At 40.2% G+C, this 20,430-nt stretch carries 15 protein-coding genes; 4 read left to right on the top strand and 11 right to left on the bottom strand.

Annotated elements, in window-relative coordinates:
• Nucleotides 1-296: 296 nt before the first annotated feature.
• The 3 genes from B5066_RS00805 to ald all read right to left on the bottom strand — a co-directional run bounded on the left by B5066_RS00805 (nucleotide 297) and on the right by ald (nucleotide 4,364).
• Complete coding sequence (locus B5066_RS00805; RefSeq protein ID WP_079474066.1) at nucleotides 297-1,793, bottom strand: APC family permease; 1,497 nt, start codon at nucleotides 1,791-1,793, stop codon at nucleotides 297-299.
• 67 nt (nucleotides 1,794-1,860) lie between these two features.
• The gene (locus B5066_RS00810) at nucleotides 1,861-3,219 is read right to left on the bottom strand and encodes an aminotransferase (protein WP_079474067.1); all 1,359 of its coding nucleotides are present in this window, start codon (nucleotides 3,217-3,219) and stop codon (nucleotides 1,861-1,863) included.
• Nucleotides 3,220-3,260: 41 nt separating this feature from the next.
• A complete protein-coding gene (gene ald, locus B5066_RS00815) occupies nucleotides 3,261-4,364 on the bottom strand; it encodes an alanine dehydrogenase (protein ID WP_079474068.1) in 1,104 nt (367 codons plus the stop codon).
• A 296-nt stretch (nucleotides 4,365-4,660) separates the two neighbouring features.
• Here ald and xsc point away from each other — a divergent pair, with 296 nt between their 5' ends.
• The 3 genes from xsc (at nucleotide 4,661) to B5066_RS00830 (ending at nucleotide 7,776) form a co-directional block, all read left to right on the top strand.
• Entirely contained in the window at nucleotides 4,661-6,448 is a 1,788-nt protein-coding gene (gene xsc / locus B5066_RS00820) for a sulfoacetaldehyde acetyltransferase (RefSeq protein ID WP_425320073.1), read from the top strand.
• 67 nt (nucleotides 6,449-6,515) lie between these two features.
• Complete coding sequence (locus tag B5066_RS00825; RefSeq protein ID WP_079474069.1) at nucleotides 6,516-7,448, top strand: selenium metabolism-associated LysR family transcriptional regulator; 933 nt, start codon at nucleotides 6,516-6,518, stop codon at nucleotides 7,446-7,448.
• Nucleotides 7,423-7,776 carry a hypothetical protein gene (locus B5066_RS00830; protein ID WP_079474070.1) on the top strand — a complete coding sequence of 118 codons (354 nt, stop codon included), beginning with the start codon at nucleotides 7,423-7,425 and terminating at the stop codon, nucleotides 7,774-7,776. The genes B5066_RS00825 and B5066_RS00830 overlap by 26 nt, the downstream gene beginning before the upstream one ends.
• Nucleotides 7,777-7,825: 49 nt before the next feature.
• Here the strand turns inward: B5066_RS00830 and B5066_RS00835 are convergent, their stop codons facing one another.
• From B5066_RS00835 to gabT, 7 genes are all read right to left on the bottom strand, one after another.
• Nucleotides 7,826-9,010 (bottom strand): IS256 family transposase, encoded by a 1,185-nt coding sequence (locus tag B5066_RS00835; RefSeq protein ID WP_079474071.1) that lies wholly within the window; start codon nucleotides 9,008-9,010, stop codon nucleotides 7,826-7,828.
• Between the two features lie 763 nt (nucleotides 9,011-9,773).
• Entirely contained in the window at nucleotides 9,774-10,394 is a 621-nt protein-coding gene (locus B5066_RS00840) for a superoxide dismutase family protein (protein WP_244897315.1), read from the bottom strand.
• A gap of 698 nt (nucleotides 10,395-11,092) precedes the next feature.
• Nucleotides 11,093-11,587 (bottom strand): (Fe-S)-binding protein, encoded by a 495-nt coding sequence (locus B5066_RS00845; RefSeq protein ID WP_079474072.1) that lies wholly within the window; start codon nucleotides 11,585-11,587, stop codon nucleotides 11,093-11,095.
• A 32-nt stretch (nucleotides 11,588-11,619) separates the two neighbouring features.
• Nucleotides 11,620-12,564, bottom strand: a complete 945-nt coding sequence (gene speB, locus B5066_RS00850; RefSeq protein ID WP_079474073.1) for an agmatinase — start codon at nucleotides 12,562-12,564, stop codon at nucleotides 11,620-11,622.
• A gap of 57 nt (nucleotides 12,565-12,621) precedes the next feature.
• Complete coding sequence (locus tag B5066_RS00855) at nucleotides 12,622-14,025, bottom strand: YjiH family protein (RefSeq protein WP_079474074.1); 1,404 nt, start codon at nucleotides 14,023-14,025, stop codon at nucleotides 12,622-12,624.
• A gap of 269 nt (nucleotides 14,026-14,294) precedes the next feature.
• Nucleotides 14,295-15,722: an NAD-dependent succinate-semialdehyde dehydrogenase gene (locus B5066_RS00860; protein WP_079474075.1), complete on the bottom strand. Its 1,428-nt coding sequence runs from the start codon at nucleotides 15,720-15,722 to the stop codon at nucleotides 14,295-14,297.
• A 70-nt stretch (nucleotides 15,723-15,792) separates the two neighbouring features.
• Nucleotides 15,793-17,103, bottom strand: coding sequence for a 4-aminobutyrate--2-oxoglutarate transaminase (gene gabT / locus B5066_RS00865; protein ID WP_079474076.1), 1,311 nt, complete (start codon nucleotides 17,101-17,103; stop codon nucleotides 15,793-15,795).
• A 132-nt stretch (nucleotides 17,104-17,235) separates the two neighbouring features.
• Between gabT and pdxR the strand changes: the two genes are divergently transcribed.
• Nucleotides 17,236-18,636, top strand: a complete 1,401-nt coding sequence (pdxR, locus tag B5066_RS00870; RefSeq protein WP_179123995.1) for a MocR-like pyridoxine biosynthesis transcription factor PdxR — start codon at nucleotides 17,236-17,238, stop codon at nucleotides 18,634-18,636.
• Nucleotides 18,637-18,824: 188 nt separating this feature from the next.
• Here the strand turns inward: pdxR and B5066_RS00875 are convergent, their stop codons facing one another.
• Nucleotides 18,825-20,270: a sugar porter family MFS transporter gene (locus B5066_RS00875; protein WP_079474078.1), complete on the bottom strand. Its 1,446-nt coding sequence runs from the start codon at nucleotides 20,268-20,270 to the stop codon at nucleotides 18,825-18,827.
• Nucleotides 20,271-20,430: the final 160 nt, after the last annotated feature.

Raw genomic sequence — 20,430 nt, forward strand, 5'->3', positions numbered from 1 at the left:
ATGGTCTCCTTTCCGGGAAAGACTCGTTTCACTCAGTGATCGAACGACTCCCGTGATTATAAAGATAACCCCGGCCCGATATTTAAAGGACCTCGGGACAAGTTTTCGTAATGGTTTTGTTATACTCCCGGGAGCCGTCCCTGGTCACTAGGCGGATCGAAAGATAAGAAGTCAGCCATGCTTTCACGAATTTATATAAAGTGAGCTCAGCATTAACTGAAGATCACTTTAGAATTTTTAAGATTTAAAGAAAAATTTCAATTTTTCTTATTATTCAAATAATAAATAAGATATTTTTACTTGGAATCCTTACCAATAATTCTCATGTCTAGTTCTTCTTTTGTTAATTGGCTAATTTTCTTACGATTTATCTGAAAAAATGTAAAACCAATCAATATCCATACAATCATAGCAATCCATGATGGGAAAGCCAGTGCCCCGGGGGAACCTGGAACAATCAGTAATAAAATAAACCCCACACTAATGAATACTCCTAATACGGAAATAATTTTTTTCTTTGGAGAAATTTGAAACTTATTCTTTGCGAGTGATTCTTTTTTATTCCAGGCAAATACTTTATATGAAGCTAAACAACAATAAAGGAAAGCAACTGTAACTCCTATTGAAGACATATCTACAATCCAGTTTAAAGCTTCCCTCCCAAAAAAAGGAGAAATTAAACAAAGTAAGCATATAAACATTATACTAATATTTGGAGTTCTATATTTATGATGCAGTTTACCAAAAGCACTTGGAAAAATTTGTGATCTTCCCATAGCGAATAGTAGACGACTAGTAGCTACATAAAATCCATTAAGGCCAGTAAAAATTCCTGCGCTTAAAGCAATAGCTAGTATAGATACCCCTGTAACACCCAAAGTGTTTCGAACGACCTCACCTGTGCCCCATTGATGTTGCGCACTTACTAAGTCTTGCCATGGACCAGCAATGGTAGTAGCAAATACCATTAGCGAATATATTAAAGATGCACAAATGAGCGAAAATGCGATCAATGCAAATGCTTTCTTTGGTTTGAAATTAAATTCTTCAGCAGCCTGAGGAACATTATCAAAACCAATATATGCCCAAGGCGCTATTGCCAAAATAGAAAAAATCGCTTCAAATGAAGTAATATTAGTATTAAACAGCGGCTGAGTAAAAGATAATGAAGAACTTGAAGAGAAAAATAAACCAATAGATATCGCAAGAGCACCTAGTATTAATACGATTACGAACCAGTATTGCATCGAACCTGATAAACTAGCACCGCGTATATTAAATATAGCGAAAACAATAATCGCTATACATGATATTAAAACTTCCCCGGCGTAAACTTCCCAACCAGCTACACTATACATGTAGCCCCAGCTCACTAACTCGGGTAATAAAAATCTAAACATTAGCCCTAGTGCTGACGCATTTAATGCAATAATGCAGGCATAAGCTAATGCAAGAAACCAACCGCATATATAGGCATGATATTTTCCAAAACCGTAGTAAGCATAAGTAAATCCGCCCCCGGTGAAAGGAAATGTTTGTATTAAATAGCCGTAACAAAAACCTATAACCATCATTAATAATGCTCCAAGCGTCATCCCTAAAATGACCCCTAATGGTCCAGCGGTTCCTAACCATTGAACCGGTTGAACAAAAGCGCCCCACCCAACTGCTGAACCTAGTGCAATTGCCCAAACCCATTTAGGTTTTAAAGTTTTTTTCAATTGATTATCTTCTGGATTTTTTCCTTCTAAACTTTCTTGAGGTAATGGAGAGACATTATCTTTTAATTTCATTAAAATTGCCTCCTAATTTCTTTTATCCATTGACGAGTTAAAAGTTAGAGCGGAAATATATTCCGCTCTAATGTTTTATCGTTTCTAAAACCTGCTCTAAAGTATTTAATAGAAAATCCAAATCTTCTTCCGTTGAAGTTAACGGTGGAGCTATAATTAATACGTTCCCGAGCTCGGGAACAGTATCCCCATTCTTCCCTATAATAAGACCTTTATTTTTGCACTCTCTCAAAATTTCGTTCATTGATTCATCTTGTAGAGGAGCTTTGGTTTCTTTGTTGCTTACCATTTCCAAGCCATATAAAAACCCTACTCCTCTTACCTCTCCTACATTAGGATGTGAAGCAAGGGCTTCCAATTTACTTAACTTACTAGTCCCCAACTTTTTTACTCGATTAGTTATACCTTCTCTTTCCAAAATTTCGATGTTTTTTAATGCTACAGCACAAGCTGTTGGATGGCCTCCATACGTAGAAACGTGGCGAAAATGACTATTTCCTGTAACTTCCTTGAATGGTTCATAAATTTCATTTTTAATAGCCGTAGCTCCTAGAGGCATATAGCCACTTGTCAATCCCTTTGCCATCGAAATCATATCTGGTTTTACGTTTTCGCTATGCATAAAACCAAACATCTCTCCGGTTCTTCCAAAGCCCGAAACTACTTCATCCATAATCAATAAAACATTATACTTGTCACAGATTTCTCGAATTTTTTGTAGATAGGATGCCGATTGTGGTTTGATTACTCCACCACCTGAGATAAAGGGCTCCATGATAAACCCAGCTACGGTCTCTTCCCCTTCCCAAATGATCGTCTGTTCTAAAAAGTCAGCTGCTAGTTCATCATCTCTCTCAGGATTAGCAAATGTACTTCTATAAGCATAAGGAGGTGGAACGTGTAAAAAACCTGGCACCAAAGGATCGTATTTAGTTCTACGTTGTGCTTGCGCCGTAGCGCTCATGGCCCCCATTGTTGTACCGTGATAAGCGCGGTATCTTGATATAAATTTATATTTTTCAGGATTTCCAGTTTGTCTATGATACTGTCTGGCAATTTTGAAAGCTGTTTCATTGGCATCTGAACCACCATTGGAGAAAAAAGTTCTATAATTACCGCCTAAAAGCTCACTAATTTTTGAAGCTAATTCAATAGCTGGCTCATGACTAAAGGTTAATGGAAAATAAGCCAATTTTGAAAGTTGTTCAGTGGCTGCATCTACAATTTCTTGTTGTCCATGGCCTAAATTCAAACACCATAGGCCTGAAACCCCATCCATATATTTATTCCCATTTTTATCAGTAAACCATGAGCCTTCTCCATAATCAGCTACCATTGGCGAAGCATCAGGGTTGTGCCGGTGCATAGCGTGCCAAAGGTGCTCTTTATCTTTTGTAATTAATTCTTGTTCTTCGTTTGTTTTCATTATTTACTCACTCCCTATTTATAATACTTACTAGGTTTTATTTAACTAAAACTAACAAATTCTTTTTTATGAGCTTTCGCTATTGCAGGGTGAATAATATTACCATCATAAATATTGATTGCTGATTGTAATTCAGGGTATTTTATTAATGCTTTTTCTATTCCTAGAGTAGCAAGTGAATTAGCGTATGGCGCAGTGGCATTTGTCAATGCTAGAGTTGCAGTTCTTGAAACCGATCCAGGGATATTAGCTACTGCATAGTGAACCACCTCGTGTTTAAGATAAATCGGATTCTCATGAGTAGTGATTTTATCAATTGTTTCAATACACCCTCCTTGATCTACAGCCACATCCACTATTACAGAGTTTGCTTTCATCGTTTTAACCATACTTTCTTTTACAATTTGCGGTGCTTTAGCACCAGCGATTAATACAGCCCCTATCAAAAGATCTGCAGAAGCAACAGCGTTGCTTAAATTTTGAGCGTTAGACATAAGTGTTTCGACTCTCCCATTGAACTGATCATCAATTTCACGTAAGCGTTTAGCACTAACATCTAAAATTTTTACATGAGCGCCAAGACCAGTGGCTATTTTTGCGGCATTTACTCCGACCACGCCTCCACCAATAATAGTAACTGTAGCCGGAGACACTCCTGGTATACCTCCTAACAATACTCCTTTACCGTCAAATGTGCCTTCTAAAAATCTAGCTCCAATCTGAACTGACATTCTGCCTGCTATCTCGCTCATAGGAGTAAGTAATGGCAAAGAACCATCCTTTAATGCTAATGTTTCATAAGCGATAGCTGTAACTTTGTTTTTTTGGAGTTCGTCGGTTAATCTTGGTTCCGCTGCTAAATGCAAATACGTAAAAAGAATAAGATTTTCTCTAAAATATTGGTACTCTTCAGGAAGAGGTTCTTTAACTTTCATTACCATTTCGCAGTCCCATACTTTCTTTGTGTCTTTAATAATTGCAGCACCAGCACTTTCAAATTCAATGTCATTAAACCCACTTTGTTCTCCAGCTTGTGTTTCTACGCAAACTTCATTTCCATTATTAACTAATTCTTCAACCATTGATGGAGTAACTGCAACTCGTTTTTCATAGTTTTTTAATTCCCTAGGAATTCCTACACGCATTATCCAAACACTCCTTTTTAGATGATTTGACTTATTTAAACCACAGATATCTTGCTAGCACAAATAGTGTTTCTCTAACGAATAAACATATTGAGAAGCATTTGTAAGCGCTAACATTGACGTGATGGGGTTTTTTACAATTTTTTGTCACTTCATATAATTTTTTTAAATGTTCACTATTAAAATATTTGATTTAAAAAGTTTGATAATTTTATTTCAATTACAAAATGAATGTGTTTATAATTTTGGTATCGCTTACAATTTACATTTATTAACCTAAAAGGAGGATTCATTTAATGGACATGGAAACTAAAAGTCAACTAAGCGAGCTGCGTAAACAAGAACACTTCAATCAAAAAACTAAGATGACTCCTAGTGAGGCTATCGTCGAAACATTACTTGCAGAGGATGTCGAGCAAATTTATGGCATATTAGGCTCTGCTTTTATGGACATGTTAGATTTGCTCCCGACTGCCGGAATTGAATTTATTCCAGTGCGTCATGAGCAAAGCGCAGCTCATATGGCGGATGGATACACTCGTGTTACTGGAAAAGCAGGCGTTGTTATTGGACAAAATGGTCCAGGAATCTCAAACATGGTGACTTCTGTAGCTGCAGCCCATCTGGCACATACACCTATGGTAGTAATTTCCCCATCAGCAGGAACCCCTACTATTGGTTGGGACGGCTTTCAAGAGGCAGATCAAGTATCTATGTTTGAAGCTATCACTAAAGAGACTGTGCAAGTTCCTCACGTAAGTCGTGTAGCTGAGTGTTTACGCACAGCTTTTCGCATTGCTTATGCTGAAAGAGGACCTGTACTTTTTGACATCCCTAGAGATTTATTTTTTGGTGAGATTGAAGAACAAATTCTTTCTCCTCATCAATATCGCGTAACAAAAAAAGGTTTTGGAGATTCTGAAGCTTTAGATAAAGCTGTAAACCTTCTTCAACAAGCTCAAAAACCAGTAATAATTTCTGGCCGTGGTGTTGTTGATGCCGATGCTGTCGACGATGTTCAAGAAATGGCTGAGTATTTGTCCGCTCCAGTAGCGACTTCATACATGCATAATGATGCGTTTCCTTGGGATCATGATTTAGCCGTAGGCCCAATCGGTTATATGGGAGCAAAATCAGCTATGTATACATTAGAAGAAGCTGATGTCGTTTTAGCTATCGGCACGAGGCTTTCCGTATTTGGAACTTTACCGGCCTATGACATTGACTATTTTCCTAAAAAAGCCGATATTATCCAAGTTGACATTAACCATCGAAACATCGCTAGAACTCATCCTATTGAATGCGGAATTTTAGGCGATGCTAAAGATGTCACGCAAGAATTAAATAAAAGAATACAGCAACACTATCCGGAAAGAAAATTGAATCAAGAAAGATGGGAAAAAACAAAAGAACGTAAAAACGAATGGATTCATGAAATCGAAAAAGAAGCAATGGAACCTGGACAACCAATGAACCCGCGTAGAGCACTTTTAGAAATTTCTAATTTGATTACAGAAGATACAATTGTTACATCTGATATTGGTAATACTTCCTCCACCTCAAATTCTTATTTAAGATTCAATAAGCCACGTAAACATTTAGCAGCACTTACGTTTGGAAATTGCGGATTTGCTTATCCCGCAGCATTGGGAGCCAAGAAAGGGAACCCTGATGTACCAGTCATCTCTATAGTAGGAGACGGTGCTTGGGGAATGAGTTTACACGAGGTAAGTACAGCAGTAGAACAAAATCTTCCAGTGGTAGCTTGTGTTATAAATAATGAGGCTTGGAGTGCAGAAAAGAAAAATCAAGTCGATTATTATAATAATCGTTTCGTAGGGGCAGATATACAAGGGCCTGATTTTGCAGAAGTAGCTAAAAGTATGGGAGCAAATGGGGAAACCATTGACAACCCTGAGGATCTTCAAAGAGCGTTTTCTGAAGCTTTGCAGGCTAAAAAGCCAACTATCTTAAATATTAAAGTAGATGGTACCCAGTTAGCCCCTCCTTTCCGTAAAGATGCTTTGAAAATGCCAACTCGCTATCTTGACAAATATATCCATCTTGACCATGAAAATTGGTAGTATAAAGTGATCGAAGACCTCTTAGTTTAAAAAGGGGTCTTCGTTTAGTAAAGGCGGTAGACACAATATGAATTTTGAATATATTAAAACTTTTTATACTCTAGCAAATTGTAAAAATTTTTCAGAAACTGCCAAAGCGCTTTATTTATCTCAACCATCTATTACTTCTCAAATTAAATCTTTAGAACAATATTTAGGGATTAAATTATTCACAAGGACACATCACTCGGTAGACTTAACATTAGCTGGAGAAATCTTATATCCTTACGCAGAAAACATTATTAATATGACTACCAAAGCCGAAAATGAACTTAGCGAATTATCTGATACTTTACTAGGTAAATTATTAATAGCTAGTAGCCTGACTATTGGTGAAAGTGTACTTCCTTCTTACTTAAATACGTTTAAAACTCACTATCCAAACGTAAAGCTAGAAACTGTTATCACTAATAGTAAGCATGTAATCGAAATGATCCAAAGAAATGAAATAGAAATAGGGTTAATAGAAGCAGAATTTGATGATCCTTCATTTATTACCCATTCTTTTATGGAAGATGAACTTGTCTTATTTGGAAATAAAAAAGATTGTGAGCTTTTAAATAAACCTATTGATTTAAAGGAAATAAGGCGTCTTCCATTAATTTTACGTGAGCAAGGTTCAGGAACGAGAAGCGTAGCTGAGAAGTATTTAAAACACCATCAAGTCGATCCAAAGAAATTAAATATTATTTTAGAATTGGATAGTACAGAATCGATCAAATCTGCAGTAGAAGCTCATCTTGGTTTTTCCATTTTATCTAAAAGTGCTATTCGTAAGGAACTAAGTTTTGGATTATTTGAGAACATTTTAATAAAAAACAGCAAATTTACCAGAACATTTAAAATCGTATATAAAAAAAACAAAGAGCTCTCTTTAATTTCTCAAAAATTTTTAGAATTAATATTATCTTTTTCTGACGAAAAGAGGGTGCAAGATGAAAATACAAATAACACAACTTAAAAATTATCAATCTATAGTTAAAGAATGGCTTAAAGTCATGGCAAAAATAAAAAATGAAGAAGTTTACGAACAAAAATTGCTCCAAAATATTGCTTTTGAAATAGATAATTTGAAGCTTGATAATATAATAAAAGATTTTCCTTATGATCTGCTTTATTTTCCCTTAATACACCTTCGCACTTCACTTAATGAACTTGAATTTGCGTCTAATCATTCTCTTCAAATGAAAGAAATAGAAAGAATTTATTTAGAAATGGAAGTTTTATTAGCGAATATAAATATTTATATTGACTATTATCTTTACAAAGTCAATGAGCTTCAAAAATAGGGACCGTCAATAATTTTGTGTAAACGGCTGTCCTTTTCCAGCCTTGAAGTTAACCCTGCCGTTGAAACATATCTTCCAATTGATGTTGGGCCTGGGCGAAGCCCAGGTGGCAGCGGGTGGAAAACTTTTGATTGTAGGCATCAAAACGGCTGACCAAAAACCGTTCAATGGAAGCTTCATTCGGGAATTGTTCTTTGCGTTTGACGTATTTCTTGAGCTGCTTGTTGAATGATTCGATCAGATTCGTCGAGTACAGGCTCCGCCAGATCGCGGAGGGAAAATCATAAAACGTGAGTAAGGTGGGGTGCTCGTCGAGCACCCGGCGAATCGATGGATACCGCGAGGACCACGCAGCGATAAACGCTTGAAGGGCTTCAGCGGCTTCGTCGCGGCTGTTGGCCCGGTACACGGTTTTGAAGTCAGCACAAACCGCCGGACGATCCTGCACGCGGACCTTGCGGGCAAGGGTGCGGGAGACATGCACACAACACGTCTGATGCCGGGCACTCGGATAGACGGCGTGGATCGCATCGGTCATGCCCGCCAATCCATCGGAGACGACGAGGAGTACTTCTTCGAGGCCGCGGACCTGAAGGTCCTCCAGGAGCTCCTGCCAGTTGCCCGCGGATTCAGTCGGAGCCAGCAGATACGCCAGCACTTCTTTGGAGCCGTCTTCCTGAATCCCGACCGCGATATACACGGCTTCTTTGGCGACCGTGTCCCGTTTCAACGCGATAAACGTGGCATCCAGATAGATGCAGGCGTAGCGTTTCGCCAGCGACCGGTGTCGAAAGGCTTCCACTTCGGCTTCCATGGTCTGCGTCATATTGGAAATCGTCTGCGGCGTGTAATGGTGGCCATACATGCGTTCCAGGAGATCGGCGATCTCCGCGGTGGTGACGCCCTTGTGGTACATATGCATCACAAAGGCTTCCAGCGTATCATTGGTCCGTTTGTACGGCGCGACCGTCTGTTGGTGAAAGTCCCCGTTCCGGTCCCGGGGAATCGCCAGCGACAGCTCCCCGAATTCCGTTTTCAAGGTGCGTTCGTACGTGCCGTTGCGGGAATTGCCGGAACCGATGCCGGACGCATCGTATTTCTCATAATCCAGAAAGGACGTCAATTCGGTTTGAAGCAGCTGGTTCACGGCGTGTTCCAGATGAGATCGAAAGATCTCGTTGATATCCTGATGTTGGACTAGAGCGTGAGCAATATCTGTAGTAAAATTATTCATAGGGAAGTCCTCTTTTCTGTGGATGTGGTCGGTAACTTCATTCTACTAGAAAAGGACTTCCTTTTTTGGTGATCGATCGTTTACACAAACTATTTTATGCTCTCTTCATTTTTCTTTATTTAAGAAATCTTAATGGTATTATCAATCCTGGTTACTATAGCATACGATAGTGTTCTAGAAGAAATCTCATGATGAGGTGGTTCATGAGCTTTATTTCCAAGTGAAGCAATAGCTATTAGTGTTAAAAAGTCGTTGGATATAGAAAACAAGCATCTTTGGCTCTTCCGAAGCCAAAGATGCTTGTTTTATCAAATATGGTTTTGACGTCATAGAAACATACACGAGCCAGACAGGTAATCATAAGATTGTGCTCGAAAAAAGATTAAATGCATTTGCAATAAAAGAAGTACAAGTGCAAATAAAAGAAGTACAAGAGCGTTTTTTCTTCTCAAAATCGAAGATCACTTATCATATTGAAGTAAAAACTATTTGCTTTCAGTAATATAAACTACAATCTGCCCGGTCTTCTGCGTAAAAAGATCTAAACTCATTGCAGCGCAGCTACTACCGCCAAAGTAAATTTCCACGATAGTGCCGGCTATTCCAATAAATATATTTCACATTGTGATATCTACATGTACGATATTCAAAAATCAATCACGAATCCCGCTGAACCAATCCATGGAACCTCATATCCCGTTATATTTTGCCATCTTCAAGAATATAGGAAATGCCACTTTTAGTTGTCTACCTTATCTTACGTTTATGAAGACACAGGCCCGCATGCTTCTCGGCTTCCAGCGTCTCCAGTATCTAAAGTATCCGTGTCTAGTCCGCTTTCATCCGCATTTTCTGATTGGTAACGCTCCGGAACATTCGCAAAATTATCCGCGTTGGAGTGGACCATTACTGCTGTTTCCTCATCTACCAATTGATCGGCAGTAAAACGATCAGTGGTAAAGCTCATTGTTGCCGTGCCATCTTCATTTACATATAGTGAAGGCATATCACCTGCGTGGTTCGGGTGATCCTCGTCATCTGGATTAAAGTGCCCTCCGGCAGAGCTAAATGGTTCCTCCTCTTCGGGCTCACATACTGCTTCTTCATGGATATGAAACCCGTGGTGCCCAGGATTCAGATTTTCCGCTTCTACTCTCACTTCCGTGTACTCTGCTTGCTCAGTAAATGAAACGGTGCCAGCGGAAGTCTCGTCTGCTGTCATTAGCTCTGCTTCGGCATCAGCGGTGTCTTCTTCACTGTTTTCGTTGTTGGATTGATCTTCTGTCTGCTCCTCTTGAGCAGAATCATTGCCGCCAGAACAACCAGCCATCACAAACAAGGAAGTCGCGACTGCCCCAACAGTTGCTTTAGAAATGACTTTCAAAAAATTACCTCCTTTTCAACTTTATTTCTCATATTCCCATTTCTTAGTTCCATAAACTGTGGTTCCAGAAATCAAGAGAAGAGACTCGCTTGGAAAACTCGTTTAGACTTATTCGTGCCTTAAATCCGGACTGACCACCATCTGCGAAACGTATCGATAGAAAAAAGCATTTTAAGCGTTGTCGATGGTTTCCAATACTTATAACCATGATCAACATTTGTTTTAAAACTGCAACATTAAAGAATCCAAGTTATAAAATACTTTTTATGGAAATTATAATTTTAAAGAATCTCACTCCTCCAACTTAAACAGTCATTTGACCCGTGCTCAAAAATTTGACTAGTTCATTTACAAGACTTAGAAAATAAAAATAAGCACTAGCTAAACATAGCGACTCTTATCGGAAGTCGCTTCTTAACTTAGAGTATTAAACTTAAACTTTTACATAAACATTTCAGTTGACGTAAAAGTTTAATTAAGATAGAAAGATCATACGTAATAACTTTTAATAGAACCTTAAGAAAGCTTCTTCGCGAACGAAGAAGCTCCGATTGCAGACAAAGGCCTCCGAATTCCATTTTCGGAGGCCTTTGTCTGCAATCTGTTGAACAAGCATTTCGATTCCATGGGATCGAAATGCTTGGAGTAACTGATTGCCTTCACAAATTACTTTAAGATAAATGGGTTTTATCTAATCTTCATCTAGCCATTGGCCCGGCTTCTGCCAATAGTTCAATGAGATGCACTGCCCGCTGGCCGGTGGAAGCCCGTTCCGCTCCGTATTTCATTTGTAGCAAGCATCCTGGATTAGTGGTGACAATCACTTGGGCATCCGTGGCTTCGGCATCCCCCATTTTACGATCGAGAATTTTCATCGATTCGTCGTATTGTACAATGTTATAAATTCCGGCCGATCCGCAGCAAAAATCCGGATCATTCATTTCGTTCACCGACACCCCTGGGACTTGATTCATCAACTGCCTCGGTTCTTTCGTAATCCGCTGCACGTTGGTCACGTGACATGAGGGCTGGTAAGTAATCATGTAATTCAACGGCTTCGTGAACTGCAGCCCGTCCAATTCAGCAAGCACTTTCGTAATATCCTCCACCTTCTTCACGAAAACCAGTGCCCGTTGATGCCAGTCGCTTCCTTCTTCAAAAAAATTTATTCGTTCTCTCCTTATATAAACCAAAGAGCACCCTTATAAGATGCTCTTTGGTTCTCTCATTTTCCGTCTCTTTTTTTCATTGCCGTGAGTGTCATCATCTCATAAGCTACAGATGAAGCTAATGCAGCGGTAATGTCTCCACTGTCATAGGCAGGAAGCACTTCCACCAAGTCGTATCCTTTAATATTTAATCCGTGGAGGCCCCGTATATATTCCAATGCTTCAAAACTAGTAGGGCCGCCTACTTCTGGGGTCCCAGTCCCAGGAGCATATGCTGGATCCACGAAATCCACATCAAAAGAGATAAAAGCCGCAGCCTCCCCTACTCTCTCATGAATTTGGCGCAACACTTCTTCTTGGCCCAAATTATGCACTTTTCGCATGGGAATTGTCTTGAAACCTAAATCTTCAGGGTTTGTAACGTCCTCTGGCCCGTATAAAGGACCACGGAGGCCAATCATTATCGAATGATCGACATCGATCAGCCCTTCTTCGACTGCTCGACGGAATGGAGTGCCGTGCATGTACTTTTCTCCAAAATAATTATCCCAAGTGTCACTATGGGAATCGAATAACACAAGCGCTATCGGTCCATATTTTTTGGCAAAGGCACGGAGATGCCCTAGGGTTATCGAATGGTCTCCTCCTAAGATGATTGGTGTGATATCATTTGCAAGCACGTGACTTAACTCTTCTTCAACTACTTCGTATGAAGCATGTATATTTTGAGGGATAATGTCAAAATCCCCATAATCTACACTAGAACAGTAATCAAAAATGTTAATGTCCTGGGCAGGATTATACGGCCGGAGGAGGATGGAAAAATCACGTATGTGCTGCGGCCCTCCCCTTTGACCTGTTCGATTAGATACTGCTGTGTCAAAGGGATTTCCTATCACTGCAATGTCTACGTTTTCTACCGTACGAATATTTTCCAATCGCATAAATGTGCGAACGCCTGTATAACGAGGGGTTTTTGATGAATCTTTAGGTTTATACATATTGTCAATTCTCCTTTTTCTAACTGGATGTCGTTTTTCAAATGATTAACTACAAGTTTAAAAGAAAAACAGATGCGCCATAGTGATGATAATCGGAAGTGTAATGATAGTACGCTGAATAAACACAATGGCCAAATCTAATATATTTATCGGTATGCGTGAGCGTATAAGTAGAATCCCCACTTCAGACATATAAACCAACTGTGTCAGCGAGAGAACTGCTATCACAAATCTTGTTAATTCACTTTCAATACCACTACCTACAACCGCTGGCAAAAACATATCCGCAAATCCTACAATCATAGCGGGAGCCGCTTCTGTCGCTTCTGGTATTTGAGCCCACTCGAGTATTGGTACAAGTGGAAACGAAAGATAATTAAATACGGGCGTGTATTCTGCCACTATTAAAGCGATCGTGCCTAATCCCATAACAAGAGGAATTAACCCTAACCAAATATCCAACACATTTTGGCTTCCTTGCTTCAGAATACTTCCAACAGACCGCACTTCTGAGGCCTTTGTCAAAGATTTTTCAACGGCCCAATGTAATCTTGAAGTGTTTTCTGGTACTTCCTCAGAGATTTGTTTTCCTATAGGTTCATAATATTCTTCTCGTTTTCTGGAGAGAGGAGGGATTCGTGGACAAATAATAGCAGCAATAACACCCGCCACTATAATAGTAATATAAAATTGAAGAAACATATGACCCATACCAATCGTATTTAATACCACTAAACTAAATGCGATCGAAGCCACAGAGAAATTGGTCGCAATGACAGCTGCTTCTCTTTTTGTATAATAACCACTTTCGTACTGTTGGGTAGTAATGAGTACACCCACAGTTCCGCTGGCCATCCAAGAAGCAGTAGCGTCAATAGAGGAACGACCGGGAAGCTTAAACATTGGTCTCATTAAACTACGAAGCATGGTGCCAATAAACTCCATCAATCCAAAACGAAGTAAAAGCGGCATAAAAAACCCAGCGATTAAAAACCAAGTCGTAAGTACAGGCACCAAATCATATAATACGGTGCCCCCTGTAGCTGAAGACCATAAAAACTCCGGCCCCACTTCAAACAGAGTTAGCACTGCAAAGGTCGCTCCTATGATTCGGAGGACGGCCCAAGACCACCCCACGTCGAATAATTCTTGAATGAACGGATAACGGTCCAACCATTGCGATTTTTGAGTGGTTGATGATTTGATAATCAAAGTAACCGCTGCAGATAGCAAAAGGATAACTGTCATGAAAGTAGGTAGCTGCTCAGCAAACCAAACTTGGATCCATTCTGCAATGATTCCAATAGCAATCGTCCATTGACCATTATAAGGAACTGGGACCAAGAACAAAAATAAACTCAATAACGAAACGGAGAGTGATTTAGCTTTATTCGGCAAGGACCAAATTTGCCGGTCACTTGCAGCAGAAACTTCTGCGTTTTTTTGCGTGAAATTACTCATTGATAAACATCCTGTTCAGTAATTTGCAGTGAGTACAACTTTCGATTGGCATCTTCCCCCAATAACCATTCTCCATTAATATACGTACTTTTCATACGCTTCCTCCTTTCTAGATAATTATGGATAGATTTAAAACATAAATTTGCTATTGTTCCTTTATTGATTCCACCAGTCTAATTTTCAAAAAGATAATTCTTGACCATGTTTCCTAAACTTCTTTTGAAAGCTTCACTATTTTTATTTTCAATCAAAAACATTCAGAAAAAACGTTATAATCCCATCGAAATATATTTGGTTTCGAGAAACGGCATGATGCCCTGACGGCCGCCTTCGCGTCCGATACCGCTCTGCTTCCAGCCGCCAAACGGCGCCTGGGCCGCGGACGGGCCGCCATCATTCCAGCCGACAATACCGTATTCAAGTCCTTCAGCCATTTTCATCCCCCGGGACATGTTTTCGGTAAAGAAGTACGAAGCAAGACCGAACGGTGTGGTGTTCGCCAGCTTGACGCCTTCTTCATCACTTGTAATTTTCTGCACCGGCGCCACCGGCCCGAACGTTTCTTCATGCATAATGATCATGTCATGGTTGACGTCGCGGAGCACGGTCGGTTCAAAGTAGTAGCCGCCGTTCTTTTCATAACCGCTGCCGCCCGTTACAACTTTTGCACCTTTATCGACGGCATCCTGCACATGGCGCTCGACTTTTTCGTAAGCATCTTTATCAATCAGCGGGCCCACCTTCACGTCTTCGTCCATACCGTCGCCGACCTTCAGATCCTTGCATGCATTCGCAAATTTTTCGACAAATTCTTCATAAACTTTTTCCTCGGCATACACACGGTTTACACAAATGCATGTCTGGCCGGATGCGCGGAATTTCGAGGCCACGACGCCGTTGACCGCTTTGTCGATATCTGCATCGTCGAGGACAAGTGCCGGCGCATGGCCGCCGAGTTCAAGCGACAGCTTTTTAATATCCTGAGCACCCTGCTCCATTAAGTTGCTTCCAACTTCGGTGGAGCCGGTAAAGGTGACCTTGCGTACTTTTTCGTTCGACATCAATTCATTGCCGATAGCCGAGGAGCTCTGGCCGGTCACCAGGTTGATCACGCCTTTGGGCACGCCCGCTTCTTCGCAGATCTCTACGAAACGCACAGCGGACAGCGGCGTATTCTTGGCCGGCTTCAGTACGATGGTGCAGCCTGCGCCAAGGGCTGGTCCTACTTTACGGGTGATCATCGCCTGCGGAAAATTCCAGGGCGTAATCGCACCGACAACGCCGACCGGCTGGTGAATCACCATCAGCCGCTTGTTTTCTGAATTAGAGGGGATGGTCTCGCCGTAGACCCGTTTCGCTTCATCCGCATACCATTCAATGAAAGAAGCCGCGTAGGCTACTTCCCCTTTGGCTTCCGCCAGTGGTTTGCCCATTTCCTTTGTCAGCAGTTCACCGAGTTCATCCTGGCGCTCCATCATCAGGCCGTGAATCCTGCGGAGAATGTCTGCGCGTTCGTACGCCGTCGTCTTCGACCAGGAATCAAACGCCTCATGGGCCGCATTGATGGCCTCTTTCGTTTCCGCTTCGCCTGCGTTGGCGGTCTCTCCCACGACTTCTCCGTTGGCCGGGTTCACCACGTCCAGGGTGCCTTCGTCTGCCTGTTTCCATTCCCCGTTCACATATATTTGTCCAAACATATCATTATTACTCCCTTTCACGAGACCTAAGCCCATTATTTTAATACATCATATGAAAATAAAAAACTAATTATTGAAGCGAGTGAAACGCTTCTTGCAGAATGGCTAAACCACGATTGAGCTCTTGTTCTGAAATGGTTAACGGAGCCAAAAACCGTATTACGTTACTATCAATTCCGGCGCCCAAAAGGAGTAAACCATGTTGATTGGCATACTGAATTAATTTTTGGGTCGTTTGCTTATCAGGTACCTGTTCTTGTTGATCATTCACAATTTCCATCGCCACCATCGCCCCTAAACGCCGAAGAGACCCAGCATGTCTATTCTTCTTTTGAACTTCAGCTAGAGCTTGTTCAATTTTTGCTCCTTGCTTTTCTGCTTGCTGAAGCAAATCTTCTTCTTCAATCACCTCTATAACGTTTAAAGCTGCTTCACACGCGAGAGGGTTCCCGGCATATGTTCCCCCCAGTTCACCTGGAGAAGCTGAAGCTAAAATATCTTTGTTACCTACGACCGCACTTAAAGGCAATCCTGCTGCTAAAGACTTGGATAAAGTCATAAGATCAGGTTGAAGATCAAAATGCTCCGAAGCGAACATTTTTCCTGTTCGCCCAAATCCGGTTTGAATTTCATCTGCGATCAATACAATGTGGTTTTCTCGGCAGAAGGCCTCGACGTACTTGATAAATTTTTTAGGAGGTATAACAAAGCCTCCCTCGCCTTGTACCGGTTCTAACACCATACAAGCTACAGTTTCCGGAGCGACAAATGATACAAAAAAATCACGAAACCGTTGAATTTCAGCATCGATATACTCTTCCTCGGTCAACTGAGGAGGTTTTCGATCCATATAAGGATACGGGGCTTGATAAATTTCAGGGGCAAAGGGACCAAAACCAAATTTATACGGTTTGACTTTACTCGTCATCCCCATTGTTAAGTTGGTTCTTCCGTGGAACCCTCTTTCAAACGAAACTACGGCAGACTTATTAGTATATTTTCTTGCGACCTTTACAGCATTTTCAACGGCCTCCGCCCCAGAATTGAATAACATAGCCTGCTTGGCCATTGTTCCAGGCATTAAATGAGTTAATTTTTCAGCCAGCAAAATATAGCTTTCATACATCACCACATTAAAACCTGGATGCAAAAATTTATCTACTTGATTCTTCACCGCAGCAGAAATTTTTGGATGTGTGTGACCTACATTTAATGTGCCAATTGCTCCGGCAAAATCAATCCACTCGTTCCCTTCAATATCGGTAATGGTAGCATTGCGCGCATAAGAAGCTATATTTCGGTTTCCGTTACCAATCGCTTGGGGGACATATTGATCTCTTTTTTGCTGTAATTCAGAACTCGTATAATTTTTATATTGCATAATCTACCTCCTCAAGAATATTTGCTTATTTGGAACCGTTATCATTTTTCTTTTCGCAATTGTATAACTCTTTTGATATCATGAATAGAACCACAAAGAAAAAATAAATGGTACCAGATGGAGGAAAAAATATTGTTTTACATCTCTATTGTCCGGCACAACAAAGATGAGCCTATTTACAAGCAGATATACCGATGGTTTCAACAAGAAATTTTGTCTGGAAGATTATCTGCTGACACTCCTCTTCCTTCTAAACGTTCACTAGCACAAACTTTATCCGTGAGCCAAAATAGTGTGCTAGCCGCCTATATGCAATTGAATACAGAGGGCTACATTTATACGATAGAACGCAAAGGGTATTTCGTAGAACGTTTAGAGCCACTTTCTTTAGGAGCCTCTCCATTGCTTGCATTACCAGAATCTACACCGCAACCTTCGTATGAGTATATATATTCTTTCTCTCATATGAGTGTTGATGCTTCTCGTTTCCCGTTCAAACAGTGGTATAAATCTGAGCAAGCTGCTACAGAGGCAAACCGACGTTCTTGGGCCGATATTGATCCTCCGGCTGGATCGCAACGTCTCCGGACAGCTATTAGTTACTCCGTCCGCCAGATGCGAGGCGTAACATGCCAACCTGAACAGATTATTATCGGAGCCAGTACCCAAGTATTGCTTCAGCAACTCACGCAGCTTTTAGGTCCCGATCGTTCTTATGCACTAGAAAACCCTGGTTATCAACGGATTCGGCAAATGCTTGAACAAAACGGTGAACGTACTGAACTACTGTCAGTAGACAACCAAGGTCTTCAAACCGAAGCTTTGCAACAGCAAAAAACAATTAATACCGTTATTGTAACTCCGTCTCATCAGATGCCGGTCGGTGCTATCATGCCCATTTCTAGACGTATCCAATTACTGAATTGGTGTTATGAACAGACAGGTCGATATGTCATCGAAGATGATTATGATTCAGAGTTTCGGTATGAAGGGGATATGATTCCTGCCTTGCAAAGTCTTGATCATCACGGAAGAGTAATCTATATGGGTACATATTCCAAATCACTGCTCCCCGGTCTCAGAATCAGCTATATGGTGTTACCTCCAGATTTATTAGATTTATTTCATCAAAAATGTGCTCACTTAATGCAAACTGCTTCATCTCTCCATCAACAAACCCTTGCTCATTTTATAGAGAACGGCGAATATCGTAAGCATATCCGACGCATGAGCCGCCATTATGGCGAAGTCCGTGAACACCTTATATACGAAATTCAAGACATTTTTGGAAAAAAAGCAGTAATTCAAGGAGAAAAATCCGGCCTGCATTTTTTGCTTCATGTTCAGACTCATGAGACACTTCCTTCAATTTTACATCGAGCTGCTTTAAACGGACTTGAACTATACGGTCTCGATCGGTTTATGAAATATCCCAAACAAGCTCCGCCGACCTTAGTGATTGGTTTTGCGCTTTTAGAAAAAGAATATGTATCTAAAGCTGTTGAAGTCTTATATCACTCTTGTTTCCCTTAATGATTCAATTCAGTATTTATTGCTACTTCTTAACATAATCGCGATTATCAACAGTCAATCAATTAAACAAATCGTTAATAGTAAAAGAATTACATAATTAAAATTTTAAACTATAAGGACAAGGGTCTTCCTATATTTAGGATAACCCTTGTCCTTATTTATCAACCTATACACTAAGATTATTTATGTTAATCGTGCTTAGATACAACTTCATTCTCTTCATAATCTCTTTCCTTACTAACTTTAACATCATCAAGCCAAATATTTTCGATTTCTTCAAGAGATTTATTTTTAGTTTCAGGAACGAATTTCCACACGAACAAAAATGCCAAAGTACTAATGGCGCCATAAATAAAAAAGGAAGCTGCTCCAAATGCTTCATTTAGAGGTGGAAAAGTAGAGGATGCCGCTAGATTAGCGCCCCAGTGCAACGTTACAGCAATCGACATCGCTTGTCCTCTAATTTTATTTGGAAATATTTCTGAAAGCATGACCCAAGTAATCGGGCCCCAAGTCATTTGAAAAATAGCCACAAATCCTAAGATAAAAATGAGCGTACTTATTCCATAAACACCTGAAAGAAATAAAGTCGCTACAGCAATTAAACATATAGCGCTTACTGCAGACCCTAACAGCAATAAAAATTTTCTTCCGGCAGTATCAACCAATCTTATAGCAAGAAGCGAAATAACAACACCGATCACACCAACAAGCACCGTCTGAAGCATTGAAGTCGACTGGCCGGCTCCAAGGCTTTCGAAAATTCTCGGCGCATAATATAAAATAACGTTAATACCAATAAATTGCTGCAACATTGCAATCGTTATGCCAACAATCAATACTTTTTTTCCATAATAAAACAAATTAAACTTCTCACTTTGTACACGTAATGTATACTTGATGCTGCCTAGAATCTCATCGGCCGTCTGTTTCGATCCATGTAACTTTTCTAAAACATTAAAAGCTTTGCTTTCTTGATGTTTAATAGCTAAATAGCGTGGTGTTTCCGGTATAAAGAATAGTAAAAAGAAGAACAAGGCAGCAGGGAAAAGTTCTGATGCAAACATATAACGCCAACCAGTCTCGTTTATCCAGGATACAGGTTGATCCAAAGTAATTAACCAGTTCACTATATATACCACCGTTTGGCCAACCACTACCGACATATTATATAGCACTACCAGTCTTCCACGAATATGCTGTGGACTCATTTCACTAATATACACAGGTGCTATAGCAGAAGCTAGTCCCACTCCAATTCCACCTAATATACGATATAAATTAAATGTGACAAGCAAGGATAGCGTAGGGTCCCCAACAGTAAAGAAAAACAATTCAGGATATGCAGAACCCAAAGCAGAAATAGCAAATAGAATAGCAGCGATGATTAAAGTATTTCTTCGTCCTATGTTATTTGATAATTTTCCGGATAAAAAGGCCCCAATAATACAACCAGCTAATGCACTTGATACGGTCAAACCATGAATTAAAGATCCAAATCCTAAACTTTCAACTAGATATAATTGTACTGACTGTTCTGCACCAGCTATTACGGCAGTATCATAACCGAATAATAGACCACCTAAAGACGCTACTAAAGCTACTAAGATAACGTAAGAGTGTTTTGCATTCATAATATTGGAAGATTAACTCTTCCTTTTCCCCCTTTTATTGTTCTCAGTATTTAAATTCAACTATTTAAGAACATAAATTCCCTGACTAGACTAATAAAAATGTTTACGCTTACAAAAAAGTATTTTCATTCTACTTATTTTTGAAAACCTCCCTTTTTCA

This window comes from Marinococcus halophilus (assembly GCF_900166605.1).
Lineage (GTDB): Bacteria > Bacillota > Bacilli > Bacillales > Marinococcaceae > Marinococcus > Marinococcus halophilus.